The sequence below is a fragment of the Rhizobium sp. L1K21 genome, from assembly GCF_024055895.1.
In the GTDB taxonomy this organism is placed as follows: Bacteria; Pseudomonadota; Alphaproteobacteria; order Rhizobiales; family Rhizobiaceae; genus Ensifer_A.
Map to the genome: position 1 here is coordinate 401,329 of NZ_JAMXLE010000001.1, position 14,737 is coordinate 416,065.

Sequence of the window (14,737 nt, forward strand, 5' to 3'; positions counted from 1 at the left end):
ATGCGCTTTTATGCGATCAGCGGAAGTGTGCGTGCGGTTTCGGTTCATTCAGCGATGCTGCGCGCCTTTCGCGACAATGCGCCTGATGCCTGCGAAGTCGTCCTTTGTGATCTCCTCGAGTCCCTGCCGATTTTCAATCCGGACCGTGAAGGGGAGGCCACGCCTCAAAGCGTCCTTGAATTTGCGCATGAGGTCGGCAAAGCCGACGCGCTCATTGTCGCGGCGCCCGAATATGCGCATGGCATTCCCGGTGGATTGAAAAATGCCCTTGATTGGCTGGTGTCGCGTCCTGAATTGATCGGCAAGCCGGTGCTGCTTGCGCATGCCTATTCTCATGGGCGCGGACACTACGGGCTTGCGGCGCTGGAGGAGGTTTTGAAAACGGCTTCCTTGCAGATTGCGCCCAATAGTCCGTTCAGTGTGCCCCTGGTCGGGAGATCGCCTGAGGAAACCAAAGATATTCTTTCGGAACCGGCGGTTCGCCGGTCTATCAGAACGGCCCTCGAGGCGTTGCGGCAATGGGTGGTGACGCTTAGCTAATTCTGATCAGTTTGGAATCTTCAACTTCGCCGTTGCGCAGATCGAAGTCCGCGCGGGCGGCGTGAATTTCTGCGTGGTTCTGGAAAACCCAGCTGCCAATGCCCTTCACCGGTTGGGAAAACGAAATGCCGAGCTCGGTCAACGAATACTCCACCCGCGGAGGTACTGTCGGGTAAACGGTGCGTTTGACAATGCCGTCCCGTTCCAGCGCGCGCAATGTAAGGGTCAACATGCGTTGCGATATGCCCACGACGGCGCGTTTCAACTCACTGAAGCGCAGCGGGCTTTCCCCCAGCTGCATGATGATGAGGATTGTCCACTTGTCACCCAGGCGCGCCAGAATTTCGCTGACGGTTGTACACTTGTTGTGATCATAGGCGCTGCACATTGGAAGTTACCTTCTTTGAACCTGGTTACAAAAATGTGCCTTCTTGCACGATTTTTCAAGTTCCCTATTTAAGCATGGTTACGAATTGTTACCACCCTTTCACTGGCTGTTCAATCACCGGCAAGGGCGAGGGTTTTCATTGAACAAGGCATATAGAGGACAAAACCAATGCTGATCGACAAACTCAACTGGCGCTATGCTACCAAGAAGATGGATTCTTCAAAAACCGTTCCTGAAGACAAGGTGGAACGCATTCTGGAAGCAGCCCGACTGGCGCCGACCTCGAGCGGTCTTCAGCCCTATGAAATCATCGTCGTGACGAATCCCGATATCCGTGCACGCATTCAAGAAGCTGCCAATGGTCAGGCACAGATCACCGAAGGGTCTCATCTTCTCGTCTTCGCCGCCTGGGACAATTATACGCCCGAGCGGATCAACTCCATGTTCGATCTGGTGAACGAAGAGCGTGGCTTTACCAATGAAGGCTGGGAAAATTATCGCAAGATGCTGCTCGGTCTTTATCCGCCACGCGATGCGCAGACCAATTACGAACATGCGGCCCGTCAGGCCTATATCGGCTTTGGCCTGGCCATTACGGCTGCAGCCTTCGAAGAGGTTGATGCAACGCCGATGGAAGGGTTCAACCCCGAGGCTGTCGACGAGATTCTGGGCTTGAGAGAGCGTGGCCTGCGTTCGGTGACACTGCTTCCGCTCGGCTACCGTGAAAGCAGCGGTGACTGGCTCGTCAATCTGAAAAAAGTCCGCCGTGCAAAAGAAGACTTCGTGACCGAAGTCCACTGACGGCAATCAATACGACACGACGATCCTCCCCTCGAAGCCCCGGCCTGTCCGGGGCTTCTTGTTATCCATGGTGTCTGGCTTAGAATGTCAGGCCGTGGGTGCAGGGAGCTTGTTTGCTTCTTCGAATGCGGCGCGGACCTTGGCTTCCTGCGTCGTATCGAGATTGGTGCGGATCACCCGGCCACCGGTCTTGGCCATCTTTTCCAACACCTTGTCGGACGAGGCACGGTTGGCGAGAATGAAGAGGGCGGCTTGACCGGGTTGCAGCACCTCTGCCACGTCCTTCATGAACTTGTCGGAAATGCCGTAGTCGCTGAGTGCGCCAGCCACTGCGCCGGTTGCTGCACCGGCTGCGAGACCCAGAAGCGGGTTAAAGAAAATCAGCCCCGCCAAAACGCCCCAGAATGCGCCGCCGCTGGCACCGACGGCCCACAGGTGCACCATCTGATTGAGCTTGACCTTGCCCTCATCGTCGGCGGTTGCGACAACGGCATCCTGGATTTCAACGAGATATTCACGTGCCAGCTCATAAAGTGTTTCACGCGACTTTTCGGCCTGTTCGGGATTCGCATAGCCGATCACAATCAATTCAGACATGACACGCTCCTTTCCTGATATGTTGCGTACACATCAGATGTAGGAGTGGCGCCTCTGAAGAGAAGCGCCTGAAGATTAAACCTCGTTCATTTTGAGCGTTTCTGCGAAAATGTCGCAGCTTGTTAGCCGTTTGGGGCGATGTGTTTCTCGCCGCGTTTCTTGGCCAGTGCGATCTGTTTCTGGCGCTGACGGAAACGGCTGCGGTCTTCCTCGGAACGCTCTTTGATGCAATGCGGGCAGGAAACGCCGTCCTCATAGTCGGGTGAAGCGATTTCTTCTGCCGTCAGCGGATGGCGGCAGGCGCGGCAGAGCTTGTAATCGCCCTCTTTGAGGCCATGGCCGACGGAGACGCGCTCGTCGAAGACGAAGCATTCGCCTTCCCAAAGGCTTTCTTCCTGAGGCACTTCTTCCAGATATTTCAAAATGCCGCCCTTGAGGTGGTAGACCTCGTCAAAGCCCAGCTCCTTGGCAAAGGCGGTCGATTTTTCGCAGCGGATGCCGCCGGTGCAATACATGGCGATCTTCGGCTTGTTGTGCAGGCCGGGATTGTTGCGCACCCAATCGGGAAATTCACGGAAGGTCTTGATGTTCGGATCAATCGCGCCCTTGAAGATGCCGATGGCGGTTTCATAATCGTTGCGGGTATCAATGAGGATCGTGTCGGGATCGGAAATCAGGTCGTTCCAGTCCTTGGGGTCCACATAGGTGCCGACAACCTTGTTGGGGTCGACATTTTCGACACCCATGGTCACGATTTCCTTTTTCAGGCGCACCTTCATGCGCAGGAAAGGTGGTTTGGACGCCTGGCTTTCCTTGTGAACGAGGTTCTTGAACTCCGGCTGTGCATGCAGAAAGGCGAGAAGGTTTGTGATCCCTTCGCGCGGACCGGCAACCGTGCCGTTGATGCCTTCGTGCGCCAAAAGCAGCGTTCCCTTGATGTCATTGGCGTCGCAAACCTCCTGCAAGGGCTTTTGGAAAGCCTCGAAGCGGGGAAAGGATACAAAATGATAAAGGGCGGCCACCAGATAGCGGCTTTGCGTGTCGGTATTCATAACAGGTGTCTCGTTCGCCATGGCGCCAGCCAATACTCCCAAATGGCCCGTTTTTCAATTGCCAGGGCGCAAGCGTTGCTGCGGTGCTAAAGCATCGCTTTCCAGAGCTTTTTGACGCGCTTGGCTTCCTTTTTCCAGTCGCCGGAATAGAGGGGCTCGGCAATCGTGATCGCGGTCGTACGTAGCTCTGCACGGCGCTTTTGCAACAGATCGAGGAGTTGATTGCGGGATTGGGCGTCGCACAGCGTGCCGGGCTCTGACCTCTCAAGCCCGATGAGCAGCGTGAGATCGTGCTCGTGGCCCAAAATGCCGGCCAGTTCCTTGGCCTCGGTGTCCATGGCGCCAAGGCCGTTCGGCCATGCGCGGGAGAGAAAACCGGCTTGGTAAACGGTCTGTTGGGTGCTTTTGCGCAGGTCGTGGAAGCTTTCGTCGTCCGCGCCGGTTTTGCACGCGGCAAGCGCATGGACGGCCTTTTTGTGACGTCTTGCCCAGCCGTCTGCGAGAATTTTTGCGGCGTCGACTTCCTTTTTGTCATCGATCTTTTTGATTGAGGACAGCGTGGTGCGACAAAGTGTGATGGCCGAATTGATCTGTTTTTCCAGGTTTTCCGGCGCTCGGTTATGCAGGGCGAGCCGGGCTTGAAGGCTTGAGCGCATCCGCGATGCTATTTCTTTTGCGCCATTGTCTGCCAGGTAGGGGGCCAGCCAATCAGCGCATTCGACCAGCGCGGCTGCATCGCGCACCTTGGAGATGCTGCCGGCTGCAATGCCCAGGCGACGGTTTGCCGAATGGAAACGTTTGGGTGCGAGGTCGCGGCAAAGGCGCAGAAGTGCGCGTGCCCTCTTGAGCCTCTTGCGGGCCTTGTGGATTGCCTCGTCTCGACCGTCGGGACGCTTGCGCAGCTCTTTGATTGCCGCATCCAGGGCCTTCTCGAGATGCAGCTTGACGTCGGCAGATAGAGGCTTTTTCGGGTCAAACCCTGGCATGGGCGCGGATTTCCGGGAGACCGTAAAGTGCGAGCGACTGATTGGAATAGGCAGCGTCGCCGGTCAGTTCCATGCCCACCCAGGCTGGGATGGCCGGATCGTCATTTTCCGATTCAAGCTCGACTTCGGCAACAACAAGCCCGTCCAGATCGCCTTCGTACACATCGATTTCCCATAGAAAACCTTCATAGGGAACGACATAACGCACTTTCTCGATCACGTTGCCGATGGACAATTCCAAGAGCTCACGAGCTTCGTTGGCGGGAACGGAAAACTCAACTTCATCGCGGGTGAGGCCGGCGCGCCCCGCCTTCATCGTCAGCTTGGCGCTGCCGTCCTGGCTCAGGCGAATGCGCACATTGCGGTCATCCATGACCGCGACATAGGCCTGGGTCAATTTGGAGCCGGGGCCTGCCTTGTCTTTCCACCTTGCGTCGCGAACGAGGAACTTCCGCTCGATTTCTTTCGCCATTGCAGGCTCCACACACTTTACTCCTTCCAACCTAGCGCATTGGCCGAAAGATTCAAAGCGGAGAAGTTGCCACATTGGTTAAGCAGGCTTAACCAATGCCCATGGAAATAAGAATTTTCCGGCAATCATGGTCTGAAATCGCGAAAATGCCGAAGCGGAACTGATAGCCCCAATTGCGCTTGCCGCGGGTGAATTCCAGGCAATCCAGCAAAGGATGAATCGGTGCTGGTTGTGTGGTGAACCAGTGCACATCGCGTCGCCATGGCGTGAAATTTTCGCCCATATCATATTGATAGATGCTCCGCTCAGTGATGACACCTGCAGCGGTAAAAGCCTGCACGCGCTCGCCGCCGCGCATTTCGCTGGATGGTGAATAATAGATCACCATGTCGCCCGGAGAGGTCCGGGCGAGGGGGGATGATTTGCCGTGGCAAACCTGCATGAAGCCGCCTTCGCGGCCCTTTGCAACGTGGTTTGCCGAGGCAATGGCGATCCAGGCTTTCATTGGCGGTCTGCCGCCAGGCAATAGACGCGGACTCGGTGGCCATCTGGATCAAGTGCGGTGAAGGTGCGCCCGAATGGAACCGTGACCGGCTTTTGCGTAATCGTCGTTCCATCCTTTTCCCAGATTGAGGCCGTCATATCGACTTTCTCGTCGGTATCCACCGAAATGCCGATTTCCGAACCACCGACAGTTGCCGGTGCTGGCGGCTTGACGTCGGAGGCCAGCCAGAGGCCGAGCTTGTTGCCTGACGGCATGGCGAAGACCGCAAATCCGGGTGAGGCGCTGACAGGCTTTACGCCAAGGATCTTTTCGTAGAAAGCGACGCTGTCGCCGACGTCGGCCACATAAAGAATGCTGTAATCCATATTCATCTTTGAACTCCCGTTGATTGGCGGCGTGTTGTCGCCGAACGGGAATGTCTTAAAACGTCATGCTGTCATTTTTTGTCAGCAGTATTTTCGCGCCTCTCCGTTTCCCTCTCGCGCCATTCCTTTTGCATCACCATGCGCCGGCGCGGATAGGTTTTGCCGGTGTCGGTGGCTTCCAGCATCCGGTCGATGCGGAAGGAGCGGTAATCCTTGCGCAGTTCGCACCATGCGGCCACGACGCGCACCTTCTCAAAAAAGCCGATGGCGATGGGCCAGATGTGGCGCGCGCTCACCTTGTCGTCCTTGTCGGTGTAGCGGATGTCGAGAATGTGTTCGGCGCGCATGGCCTTGCGAATGACAGACAGATCGACAACGCCGGTCAAAACGTCGGGCGTCGGCAACATGAAGCCGGCATCCTCCAGCCTGGGTGCAAGGTCCGGCGGCAGGACCGCCGAGACTTTGGCGAGAAGGCTCTGTGCGGAGCGGGCCAGTTCGTGATCCGTACGTCCGGCAACCCAGCGTGCGCCGAGCGTGAGCGCTTCGATTTCGTCTTCTGAAAACATCAGCGGCGGCAACAGGAAGCCGGGCCTCAGCACATAGCCGAGACCGGCCTCGCCCTCAATATGCGCACCCTGTGCCTGCAGGGTGGCAATGTCGCGATAAAGCGTCCTCAGGCTGACGCCCATGGTTTCGGCCAGTTTCTGGCCGCTGACGGGATAGCGGTGCTGGCGCAATTCCTGGATGAGGTTGATCAGTCTTTGCGAACGGGACATGATGAGGCCTTCGGTTGAGTGCGAATATCATACCCAACTGTCAGAATTTGGCAGTATATAAAATTCGGCTTTTCACTCGACATGCAGGCCGCGGTCCTTTATCACGGTGCTAATTTCAATCGGTTTAAAAGAGGGACAAGTCCCATGACTGCGAAGACAGACACGCTGCTTTCCGTTCTCAAACTGCAGCCGGTGGTGCCGGTGCTGATCGTTGACGATGCCAAGGATGCGGTGCCTTTGGCGCGTGCGCTGGTCAAGGGCGGTTTGAAGGCGATTGAGGTGACGATGCGCACGCCGGCGGCGCTCGATGCCGTGCGCGCTGTTGCCAACGAGGTCGAGGGCGCGGTTCCCGGTGCTGGCACGATTTTGAATGCAAAACATTTCGAGCAGGCGGTTGCAGCCGGTTCGCAGTTCATCGTCAGCCCCGGTGCCACGACAAACCTCATTGATGCGGCCAATGATTCAGACGTGCCTCTGCTTCCAGGTGCCGCCAGCCCGAGCGAAATCATGACGCTTCTGGAAGCCGGCATCAATGTCATGAAATTCTTTCCGGCCGAGCAGTCGGGCGGCGCGGCCTATCTGAAGTCGCTCGCGTCTCCGTTCGGCGGTGTTCTGTTCTGCCCGACTGGCGGCATATCGCTGAAGAACGCGAAAGACTATCTTTCGCTCCCGAATGTCGTGTGTGTCGGCGGTTCATGGGTGGCGCCAAAAGAACTCGTGGCTGCAGGCGATTGGGAGGGCATAACCAAGCTTGCTGCGGAGGCTTGCGCGCTTCTTGGCTGAACCAATCCACTGAGCGTAATTGCAAATGCGAATTTGCGTTCCTATCTCGTGATCAACAACCACGCGATGGGAGGTTTTGATGTTCGATCCGAAACAGTTGCTGGACCAATTGCTGGGCTCGCAGGTGCCTGGAACGACCGGGACGGTGCGCGAGAAGGCCAATGATGCGGTCAATCTCGCAAAAGCAAACCCGCTTGCAACCGGCGCTATTGCTGCGGCGCTTCTGGGAACGGGTATGGGCCGAAAGCTGACCGGATCGGCCTTGAAGCTCGGTGGGCTGGCGGCAATTGCAGGACTTGGCTATCACGCTTATCAGAACTACCAGAAAGGCCGGCAGCCTCAAGAGGGGCAATTGCCAAGCGAACCGGAGCTTCTGCCGCCTCCCGATTCCGAATTTGGGTCCGCATCTTCGGCCCAGGCCGATGATTTTGCGCTCGTGCTCGTGCGGGCGATGATTGCAGCGGCGCGCGCCGACGGTCACATTGATGAAAGAGAGCGCCAGCAGATTTTGGGCAAGGTTCAGACCAGTGGCCTTGATGCGGATGCCGCCGCTTTTCTCGATGCAGAGCTTTCGAACCCGGTTGATCTGGATAGCATTATCGCTGCAGCAAAAACGGAAGCGCAAAAGGTGGAGCTTTACACCGCATCCCGTCTGGCAATCGACCCGGATACGCGCGCAGAACGAGGCTATCTCGACCTCCTGGCGGGACGGCTCGGCCTGGCCGATCCGTTGATTGACCATATTGACGCGACCGTTTCGGCAGCGAAGGTCTGACCGGTTGTCCGCGATGAAAGAATGCTGAGAAAATCGGTGTTGAGTCGCTGATTTTTCAGCATTTTTTGCTTGTGTGGGAGTGTCACGGCGTATTTCCGTTGAGATACACCAAAAAGGATGTATTGTCACTTTTGCGCTACAGTGCGTTCATTTTTTAGAAAAATTTTCCGCATTTTCTTCGTCAAATGCCATCTGATGGAATAATGTTTTCCATTTCTGAAAAACTGGCGTTCCGCTAAAATTCTTACGTAAGATTTTCAAAGGTGGCGCGGTATTGGCCTCGCCGAGCGGCATTTGATTTACTTCAATTTCGGGTTTGAATTCCATTCGTTAAGAGGAGGAATGGAATGAACTCAAGATTATTCAAGATCACATTTGCTGCGTTCGTGGGGACGATTGCAGCAACCAGCCATGCCGCTGCAGGAGGATTTTCGCGAGGGGATGCCAATACGGATATTCTCTTCGAAAACGGTGCGGCGAATGTTGAAGTTGGCGGAACCTATGTCAGCCCGCATCGCTCGTACACGACGATCAATGGTGCCGCTGGAACCGATCCAAACTTCTCCGAGGATTATTGGATTCCAAGCGTAGCGGCCAAGGTGCGTATATTTGACAACCTGTCATGCGCATTCACCTATACCCAGCCGTTCGGCGGCTCCATCAAATATGGACCGCAGGCTTATGCGTCATGGGCTTCGGCAAATGCCAAAAGGTGGAGTTCGTTCGACACCAACGAATTCGGCAGCACCTGCGATGTCAGCTTTGATGCGGGCCCGGGACGGATCCATTTCCTGGGTGGCGCATTTCTTCAGACCTTCGATTACAAGCAATCGACGCGGCTCGGTTTCCTAAATATTAAAGACGACGGTAAGTGGGGCTACCGCCTGGGTGTGGGTTACGACATACCCGAATATGCGCTGCGTGCATCCTTGATGTATCGCTCTGAAGTCCAGCACAAGGCGACCGGCACATTCCTGTTCGGTACCACGCCATTGAGTGCGAATGCATCTGGCACGCTTCCGCAGTCCGTCGAGTTGAGCCTGCAGTCAGGTGTTGCGCCCGGTTGGCTGGTTTACGGTTCGGTCAAGTGGACTGACTGGAGCGTGCTGCAAAAGTTGACGACGAATGTCCAGCTCTTGGGTGCGTCATCCGATAACTACTTCTGGCGCGACGGCTGGACGGTTCAGGGTGGTGTTGCGCATCAGTTCACTGACGATATCGCCGGCACTGTCAACCTGACCTGGGACCGTGGTGTTGGTACGGGCGCAGATATCCAGACAGATACCTGGACCGTTGGGCTCGGCACCGAAATTAAAGCCGGTCCTGGCAAGCTGCAGTTGGGGGCAGGGATCAGCTATCTGACGGCTGGAAGCCAGACGCTGGCGAAAAGTGGCACATTTGCTGCCACAGCCAACGGCGACTGGGCCTATGCATTGCGGGCAGGTTACAAGATTCAGTTCTAATCTTGCCGCGATTGCGATCAATCAAAAGCCGCCGGGTGCATTGCTCCGGCGGCTTTTTGCTTGCTCTTGATTGAAGGCGGCTCAGGCTGCCTTGGTTATCGCCGGCTGGCTGATCGTTCCGAGTTGGAAGGCGCTGATTGCGCTTGCCAGACAGCGGACGTCTTCAGACAGTTTGTGGGTCAGGGCAGCGGTTTCTTCGACCATGGCGGCGTTCTGCTGCGTGGACTGATCCATGCTGTTGATTGCAGAATTGATTTCCGACAGGCCACTCGACTGCTCGCTGGCGCTTGAAGCAATATCGGAAATGTATTCATTGATGCTGGCGACCTGAGAAGCAATGCCCTCAAGCGCCTTACCGGTCTTTTGAACCAGCGTCACGCCTTCGGTCACCTCTGAGCCCGATTTTTCGATCAGCGCCTTGATGTCCTTGGCGGCGGCGGCGGAGCGTTGCGCCAGTTCGCGCACCTCCTGGGCAACAACTGCAAAGCCCTTTCCAGCCTCGCCAGCGCGGGCGGCCTCGACGCCGGCATTCAGCGCGAGCAGGTTGGTCTGGAAGGCGATCTCGTCAATCACGTTGATGATATTGGAAATCTCCGAGGACGCTGTTTCAATACGCCCCATGGCGGCGATGGCCTCGGCCACCACCCGGCTTGATTCTTCCGAACTTTGTTTGGTGGCATTTACCAGTTTGGCGGCTTCATTTGCCTTTCCGGTGGCGGTGCGCACGGTGACGGTAATTTCATCCAGTGCGGCAGAGGTTTCCTCCAGCGATGCCGCCTGCTGCTCGGTGCGTTTGGCCAGATTGTCGGAGGATGAGCGCATTTCGGCGGCACCTCCATCGATGGAGCCGGCGCCTTCGGCGATACTTCCGAGCGTCTGGTTCAGCTTCACGATGGCGGCGTTGAAGTCGGCACGAAGCACTTCCATGTCCGGATGCATGGCTTCCTCGATCCGGACTGTCAGATCGCCGTTGGCGAGTCGGGAAATGCCGCTTGCCAGTGCTTGCACGGAAGCCTGCAGTTCTGCCGCATCGGCATTGCGGGCCGCCTCATTGGTGCGACGTTCTTCTTCGCTCAGGCTGCGCAGGTTTTCCGCCTCTGCCTCTGTTTCCCGGTGGCGAAGCGCATTGTCGCGGAAGAGTGCAAGTGCATTCGACAATGCGCCGACTTCGTTTTTCATGCCCTTGTTGGGAATTTCGACGTCGAACTTACCCTCTGTCATGGCGCGCGCGACCGCGGTCAGCTTCGTGATGCCGCCGAGGATCTGGGAGGAAAGGGCGGCGGCCAGGATGGCGGCAACAATCAATGCGCCGATGGCGGCGATGCTGACCTTGGTCATGATCTCGGAGGAGATTGCGTTGATGTCGCTGGCCTTCACGCCGGCATAGAGAATGCCGATTGTCTTGCCGTCGGGAGAGAAAATCGGCTGATAGATCGTGTAATAATCAAGGCCGAGAATGTTTGCCTGCCCGCGGAAAGTCTGCCCCTTGGTCACGACGGGATAGACTGCTCCCTTCTGGCCGAGCGGTGTGCCCACCGCGCGCTGACCGTCGGGCTTTACGATATTGGTGGTCTTGCGCCAGAAATCCTGCGTCTCGTCGTCCCATGCAAAGATGGTGGCCGTTTCACCAGAAATGCGTCCTACCGCATCGATCATGTCGTGGCTGGTGAATTCGCTGGGAATGTCTTTCATGACGATCTTGTCGACATTGCCGTCTGCCGCGTAGCTGACGGAAACGTCTGGCAAGGTGTTGCTGACGACATGCGCTGCAACACGCAAAGACCGGTTTTGGCCGGCAATCGCGTCTTCCCGTATTCTTTCCTGAACAGTCATATTGGTGACAAATGACGTGGCGGCGATCGCAAGTATTACGATTGCGATGACCGATACTGTTACAGTCGGCACCAGGCCGTAACGTGATAGGATTTTCATCTAAGCCCCCTAGAATTGGCCAGTAGAGGCTGAAGGTAAAATTTTAATATTTGATTTAAGATAATTTTTTATCGGATTTACATTGCCTTATTCTATGCGCAGCTGGCCGACTGCGTCCTGCAGACGGTTATCCTATGTCGTTTTGTTTGTTGCCTTTTTTCCCTCTTTCAAACTATGGTCCAGGCGGTTCGCCAATGGGGCCTTTTTTGCTCGGGGAAGAAATATGAATGATCTGACCAATTGGACGCCGCGTCCCATGCCCGCTTCGGTCAGGCTGGAGGGGCGTTATGTGATGGTGATTCCCTACCAGCCGGATGCGCACGATCAAGCATTGTGGGATGCCTTTGGCGGTCTCGCGATCAATCAGCTGCTGGCCTATTTTGCCTGTCCCGATTTTTACTCTGTCGAAGAATTTTCGGCATGGTCGGATGCCGTTTCGAAGGCGGGTTGGCTCAGGGAAGTATTCGTCAATAAAGAAACCGGCGCGGTTGTCGGCATGGCGCATTATATGCGGGCAGACCCTGCCAATGGTGTTGTTGAAGTAGGCGGTGTGGCGCATGGGCCGGCTATGGCGCGAACGCCCATGTCAACGGAAGCACATTACCTGATGGCCAAGCATGTGTTTGAGGATCTGGGCTACCGTCGCTATGAATGGAAGTGTCACAACGAAAATGCACCCAGCAAACGCACGGCGGAGCGTTATGGCTTCACCTTTGAGGGCGTGTTCCGCCAGCATGCGATTTCACGCGGCAAAAACCGCGACACGGCATGGTTTTCGATGATCGACACGGAATGGCCACTTCTGGCTGCGGCATTTGAGACATGGCTTTCGCCGCAGAACTTCGATAGTGAGGGCAGGCAGCAGAAAAAGCTGGAGGATATCCGCGCCGAACTGGCGACCGGATAAGCAGCGGAAAGACCTTCTCATGACTGACACCGAAAACAAGAAAACCTCGCCGGCCATTGCCGCGGCGATCATTCTGGTTTGTGCCGGATTGCTGCTTTATTTCATGCCCAAGCTTGTGATGTGGATTTCAACCTATTCACCCGCGCTTGCCGTGGCCGTCGGCGCCGTCATCGTTTGCGGCTTCTTTATTCTTTTCTGGATCCGGTCCCGCTTTCAGAAGCGCTGATAGGTGGCGGATAGCGGTGCGGTTTGCCGTTGAAATCTCTCAGGGTCAACTGTCCATCCGCAAATGCGTATTCCGCCGGGTTCAGGACGGCTTTGCCGTGGCCGCCTGGAATGTCGAGCATGTAGGTCGGCTGACAAAGACCTGAGAGCCGGCCGCGCAGTTGGCGCATCAGTTCTTGCCCCTCTTCAACGCTGACGCGGAAATGTCCCGTGCCAGGTGCGAGGTCGGGATGGTGCAGATAATAAGGCTTGATACGGTTTTCGACGAAGGTGCGCATCAGGTCTGCGAGGGTCTGAACATTGTCATTGATGCCCCTCAGCAGCACTGATTGGCTGATCATGGATATTCCGCTGTCAATCAGTCTTGCGCAAGCATCTCGTCCGGCATTTGAGAATTCGTCGGCGTGGTTGGCGTGGAGCGCGATGTAGATCGTCTTGCCGCTTTCCTTCAGCACATCTACCAGCGCTGCCGTTACCCGTTCCGGATCGACCAGCGGGACGCGAGTGTGAAACCGCAAGATCTTTACATGCGGTATGGCGCGGATGGGCTCCAGAATGGCGCGCAGCCTTCCGGGCGAGAGAACCAGCGGATCGCCGCCAGTGAAAATGACCTCCCAGATTTCATCGTGCTTGCGGATATAATCGAGTGCGGCATTCAGTTTCTCGTTTGCGAGAAGACCGTCGCCGGTCGGCCCCACCATTTCGCGGCGGAAGCAGAAGCGGCAATAGACCGGACAGACATGCACGGCTTTCAACAGCACCCGGTCGGGATAGCGATGGACTATGCCCTCAACGGGCGTATGGGCGCGGTCGCCAATCGGGTCTGCGTCTTCTGGTGGGGAGGTCTGGAGTTCTTGTGGATCAGGGATGAACTGCCTGGCGATTGGGTCATTGCGCTGCCTGATCAGCGCTTGCATGTGCGGTGTCACGGCAACGGCGTAGCGTTCGGCCACTGCGCTCAAAGCGTCACGTTCATCTTCTTGAGCATGACCGGCCCTGATCAATGCCTCAATTGTTGTCAGCGTTGCGGTCAATTTTCCGTCTCCGCAACCGGTGCCCAAAGCACCTGTTCGATGTGCGTTGCGCCCGTTGCCAGCATGGCGAGTCGATCGAAGCCGAGTGCTATTCCACTGGCTTGAGGCATGATTTCGAGGGCTGCCAGGAGGTCGTCGTCTATCGGATAGGTTTCGCCGTAAATGCGTTTTTTCTCGCGCATTTCAGCCTCGAAACGGCGGCGCTGTTCTGCGGCGTTGGTGAGTTCCCCGAAAGCGTTGGCAAGTTCCACGCCACAGGCATAAAGCTCGAAGCGCTCGGCAACGCGGCTGTCATGCGGGGCGGGGCGGGCAAGGGCGGCTTCGGCGACGGGATATTCCATCAGGATCGTGGCTCGGCCCATGCCGAGATGAGGTTCGACCGCGCCGACGATGATCTTGGAGAAGATATCCGCCCAGGTGTCGTCGGTGCTGACCGTGAAGCCGGCTTGCGTTGCCGCAGTGGCCAGCGTGTCACGTTTGGTGGTGCCGTCGGGGTCGATCGAGGCGAGGAGATCGACGCGGGCATAGGTTTGAAAGGCTTCGGCCACCGTCAAGCGCTCAGGTTCGGCGAAAGGATCGCAGGTCTGGCCGCGCCATTCAAATTGCCGCGTTCCGGTGGTTGTCGCGGCGAGTTTGACGACATCGGCGCAATCGGCCATCAGCCGGTCGTAGTTTTCGCCGGTACGATACCATTCCAGCATGGTGAACTCGGGATGATGGAGTGGGCCGCGTTCACGATTGCGGTAAACATGGGAAAAACAGGCGATTTTCGGTTCTCCTGCCGCCAGAAGTTTCTTGCAGGCGAATTCCGGCGAAGTGTGGAGATGAAGCGGTTTGCGACTGCCGTCGAGGGATATGGCTTCGGTGGAAAATGCGTGCAGATGGGCTTCGTTGCCCGGCGATATCTGCAGGCTGGCAACATCGACTTCGACGAAGTCGCGTTCGGCAAACCACATTCGCATGGCTGCGAGCACACGGTTGCGTCCGATGAGCAAAGGTCGCCGGTCGGCATGTCTTTCAGGCTTCCACCAGGGGGATGGCTCGGTCATGTCTCTCCGGTTCTGCTCTTGCAGCGTCTTTTGCGTCTCTTGGACTGGCAATTTCAACAAAAGTGCGTTAGAGGCGCGGGCAAGCAA

At 56.6% G+C, this 14,737-nt stretch carries 19 protein-coding genes; 7 read left to right on the top strand and 12 right to left on the bottom strand.

From position 1 onward, the window contains the following. Positions 1 to 540 (top strand): NADPH-dependent FMN reductase, encoded by a 540-nt coding sequence (locus tag NHF56_RS01825; protein WP_252801036.1) that lies wholly within the window; start codon positions 1 to 3, stop codon positions 538 to 540. On the opposite strand, the gene NHF56_RS01830 is transcribed toward NHF56_RS01825, so the two are convergent. Then, positions 533 to 928, bottom strand: a complete 396-nt coding sequence (locus NHF56_RS01830; RefSeq protein WP_252801037.1) for a helix-turn-helix domain-containing protein — start codon at positions 926 to 928, stop codon at positions 533 to 535. The two genes, NHF56_RS01825 and NHF56_RS01830, sit on opposite strands and share 8 nt — an antisense overlap. 168 nt (positions 929 to 1,096) lie before the next feature. Between NHF56_RS01830 and NHF56_RS01835 the strand changes: the two genes are divergently transcribed. Next, the gene (locus NHF56_RS01835; RefSeq protein WP_252801040.1) at positions 1,097 to 1,729 is read left to right on the top strand and encodes an NAD(P)H-dependent oxidoreductase; all 633 of its coding nucleotides are present in this window, start codon (positions 1,097 to 1,099) and stop codon (positions 1,727 to 1,729) included. A gap of 87 nt (positions 1,730 to 1,816) precedes the next feature. On the opposite strand, the gene NHF56_RS01840 is transcribed toward NHF56_RS01835, so the two are convergent. From NHF56_RS01840 to NHF56_RS01870, 7 genes are all read right to left on the bottom strand, one after another. Then, positions 1,817 to 2,326 (bottom strand): DUF1269 domain-containing protein, encoded by a 510-nt coding sequence (locus NHF56_RS01840; protein WP_252801042.1) that lies wholly within the window; start codon positions 2,324 to 2,326, stop codon positions 1,817 to 1,819. Positions 2,327 to 2,448: 122 nt separating this feature from the next. Further along, positions 2,449 to 3,378, bottom strand: coding sequence for a rhodanese-related sulfurtransferase (locus tag NHF56_RS01845; protein ID WP_252801044.1), 930 nt, complete (start codon positions 3,376 to 3,378; stop codon positions 2,449 to 2,451). An 86-nt stretch (positions 3,379 to 3,464) separates the two neighbouring features. Further along, positions 3,465 to 4,364, bottom strand: a complete 900-nt coding sequence (locus tag NHF56_RS01850) for a CHAD domain-containing protein (RefSeq protein ID WP_252801046.1) — start codon at positions 4,362 to 4,364, stop codon at positions 3,465 to 3,467. Further along, entirely contained in the window at positions 4,351 to 4,836 is a 486-nt protein-coding gene (locus NHF56_RS01855) for a CYTH domain-containing protein (protein WP_252801048.1), read from the bottom strand. Before NHF56_RS01855 ends, NHF56_RS01850 begins: the two co-directional genes overlap by 14 nt. Before the next feature lie 88 nt (positions 4,837 to 4,924). Further along, complete coding sequence (locus NHF56_RS01860; protein ID WP_252801052.1) at positions 4,925 to 5,341, bottom strand: EVE domain-containing protein; 417 nt, start codon at positions 5,339 to 5,341, stop codon at positions 4,925 to 4,927. Continuing rightward, a complete protein-coding gene (locus NHF56_RS01865; protein ID WP_252801054.1) occupies positions 5,338 to 5,712 on the bottom strand; it encodes a VOC family protein in 375 nt (124 codons plus the stop codon). Before NHF56_RS01865 ends, NHF56_RS01860 begins: the two co-directional genes overlap by 4 nt. Positions 5,713 to 5,777: 65 nt before the next feature. Next, positions 5,778 to 6,482 (bottom strand): YafY family protein, encoded by a 705-nt coding sequence (locus NHF56_RS01870; protein ID WP_252801055.1) that lies wholly within the window; start codon positions 6,480 to 6,482, stop codon positions 5,778 to 5,780. 144 nt (positions 6,483 to 6,626) lie between these two features. Here NHF56_RS01870 and NHF56_RS01875 point away from each other — a divergent pair, with 144 nt between their 5' ends. After that, positions 6,627 to 7,265, top strand: coding sequence for a 2-dehydro-3-deoxy-phosphogluconate aldolase (locus NHF56_RS01875; protein ID WP_252801056.1), 639 nt, complete (start codon positions 6,627 to 6,629; stop codon positions 7,263 to 7,265). A gap of 79 nt (positions 7,266 to 7,344) precedes the next feature. Beyond that, a complete protein-coding gene (locus NHF56_RS01880; protein WP_252801058.1) occupies positions 7,345 to 8,040 on the top strand; it encodes a tellurite resistance TerB family protein in 696 nt (231 codons plus the stop codon). A gap of 147 nt (positions 8,041 to 8,187) precedes the next feature. Here NHF56_RS01880 and NHF56_RS01885 read toward each other — a convergent pair whose 3' ends face one another. Continuing rightward, complete coding sequence (locus NHF56_RS01885; protein ID WP_252801061.1) at positions 8,188 to 8,367, bottom strand: hypothetical protein; 180 nt, start codon at positions 8,365 to 8,367, stop codon at positions 8,188 to 8,190. A gap of 20 nt (positions 8,368 to 8,387) precedes the next feature. Here NHF56_RS01885 and NHF56_RS01890 point away from each other — a divergent pair, with 20 nt between their 5' ends. After that, complete coding sequence (locus tag NHF56_RS01890; protein WP_252801063.1) at positions 8,388 to 9,503, top strand: OmpP1/FadL family transporter; 1,116 nt, start codon at positions 8,388 to 8,390, stop codon at positions 9,501 to 9,503. Positions 9,504 to 9,584: 81 nt separating this feature from the next. Here NHF56_RS01890 and NHF56_RS01895 read toward each other — a convergent pair whose 3' ends face one another. Continuing rightward, positions 9,585 to 11,435 (bottom strand): methyl-accepting chemotaxis protein, encoded by a 1,851-nt coding sequence (locus NHF56_RS01895; protein WP_252801065.1) that lies wholly within the window; start codon positions 11,433 to 11,435, stop codon positions 9,585 to 9,587. A 223-nt stretch (positions 11,436 to 11,658) separates the two neighbouring features. On the opposite strand from NHF56_RS01895, the gene NHF56_RS01900 reads away from it, so the two are divergent. Continuing rightward, positions 11,659 to 12,342: a GNAT family N-acetyltransferase gene (locus tag NHF56_RS01900; RefSeq protein ID WP_252801067.1), complete on the top strand. Its 684-nt coding sequence runs from the start codon at positions 11,659 to 11,661 to the stop codon at positions 12,340 to 12,342. A gap of 19 nt (positions 12,343 to 12,361) precedes the next feature. Then, positions 12,362 to 12,568, top strand: a complete 207-nt coding sequence (locus NHF56_RS01905) for a hypothetical protein (protein WP_252801068.1) — start codon at positions 12,362 to 12,364, stop codon at positions 12,566 to 12,568. On the opposite strand, the gene NHF56_RS01910 is transcribed toward NHF56_RS01905, so the two are convergent. Both NHF56_RS01910 and epmA read right to left on the bottom strand, forming a co-directional pair. After that, positions 12,528 to 13,601, bottom strand: coding sequence for a lysine-2,3-aminomutase-like protein (locus NHF56_RS01910; protein ID WP_252801071.1), 1,074 nt, complete (start codon positions 13,599 to 13,601; stop codon positions 12,528 to 12,530). The two genes, NHF56_RS01905 and NHF56_RS01910, sit on opposite strands and share 41 nt — an antisense overlap. After that, positions 13,598 to 14,650, bottom strand: a complete 1,053-nt coding sequence (gene epmA / locus NHF56_RS01915; protein WP_252801073.1) for an EF-P lysine aminoacylase EpmA — start codon at positions 14,648 to 14,650, stop codon at positions 13,598 to 13,600. The genes NHF56_RS01910 and epmA overlap by 4 nt, the downstream gene beginning before the upstream one ends. Positions 14,651 to 14,737: the final 87 nt, after the last annotated feature.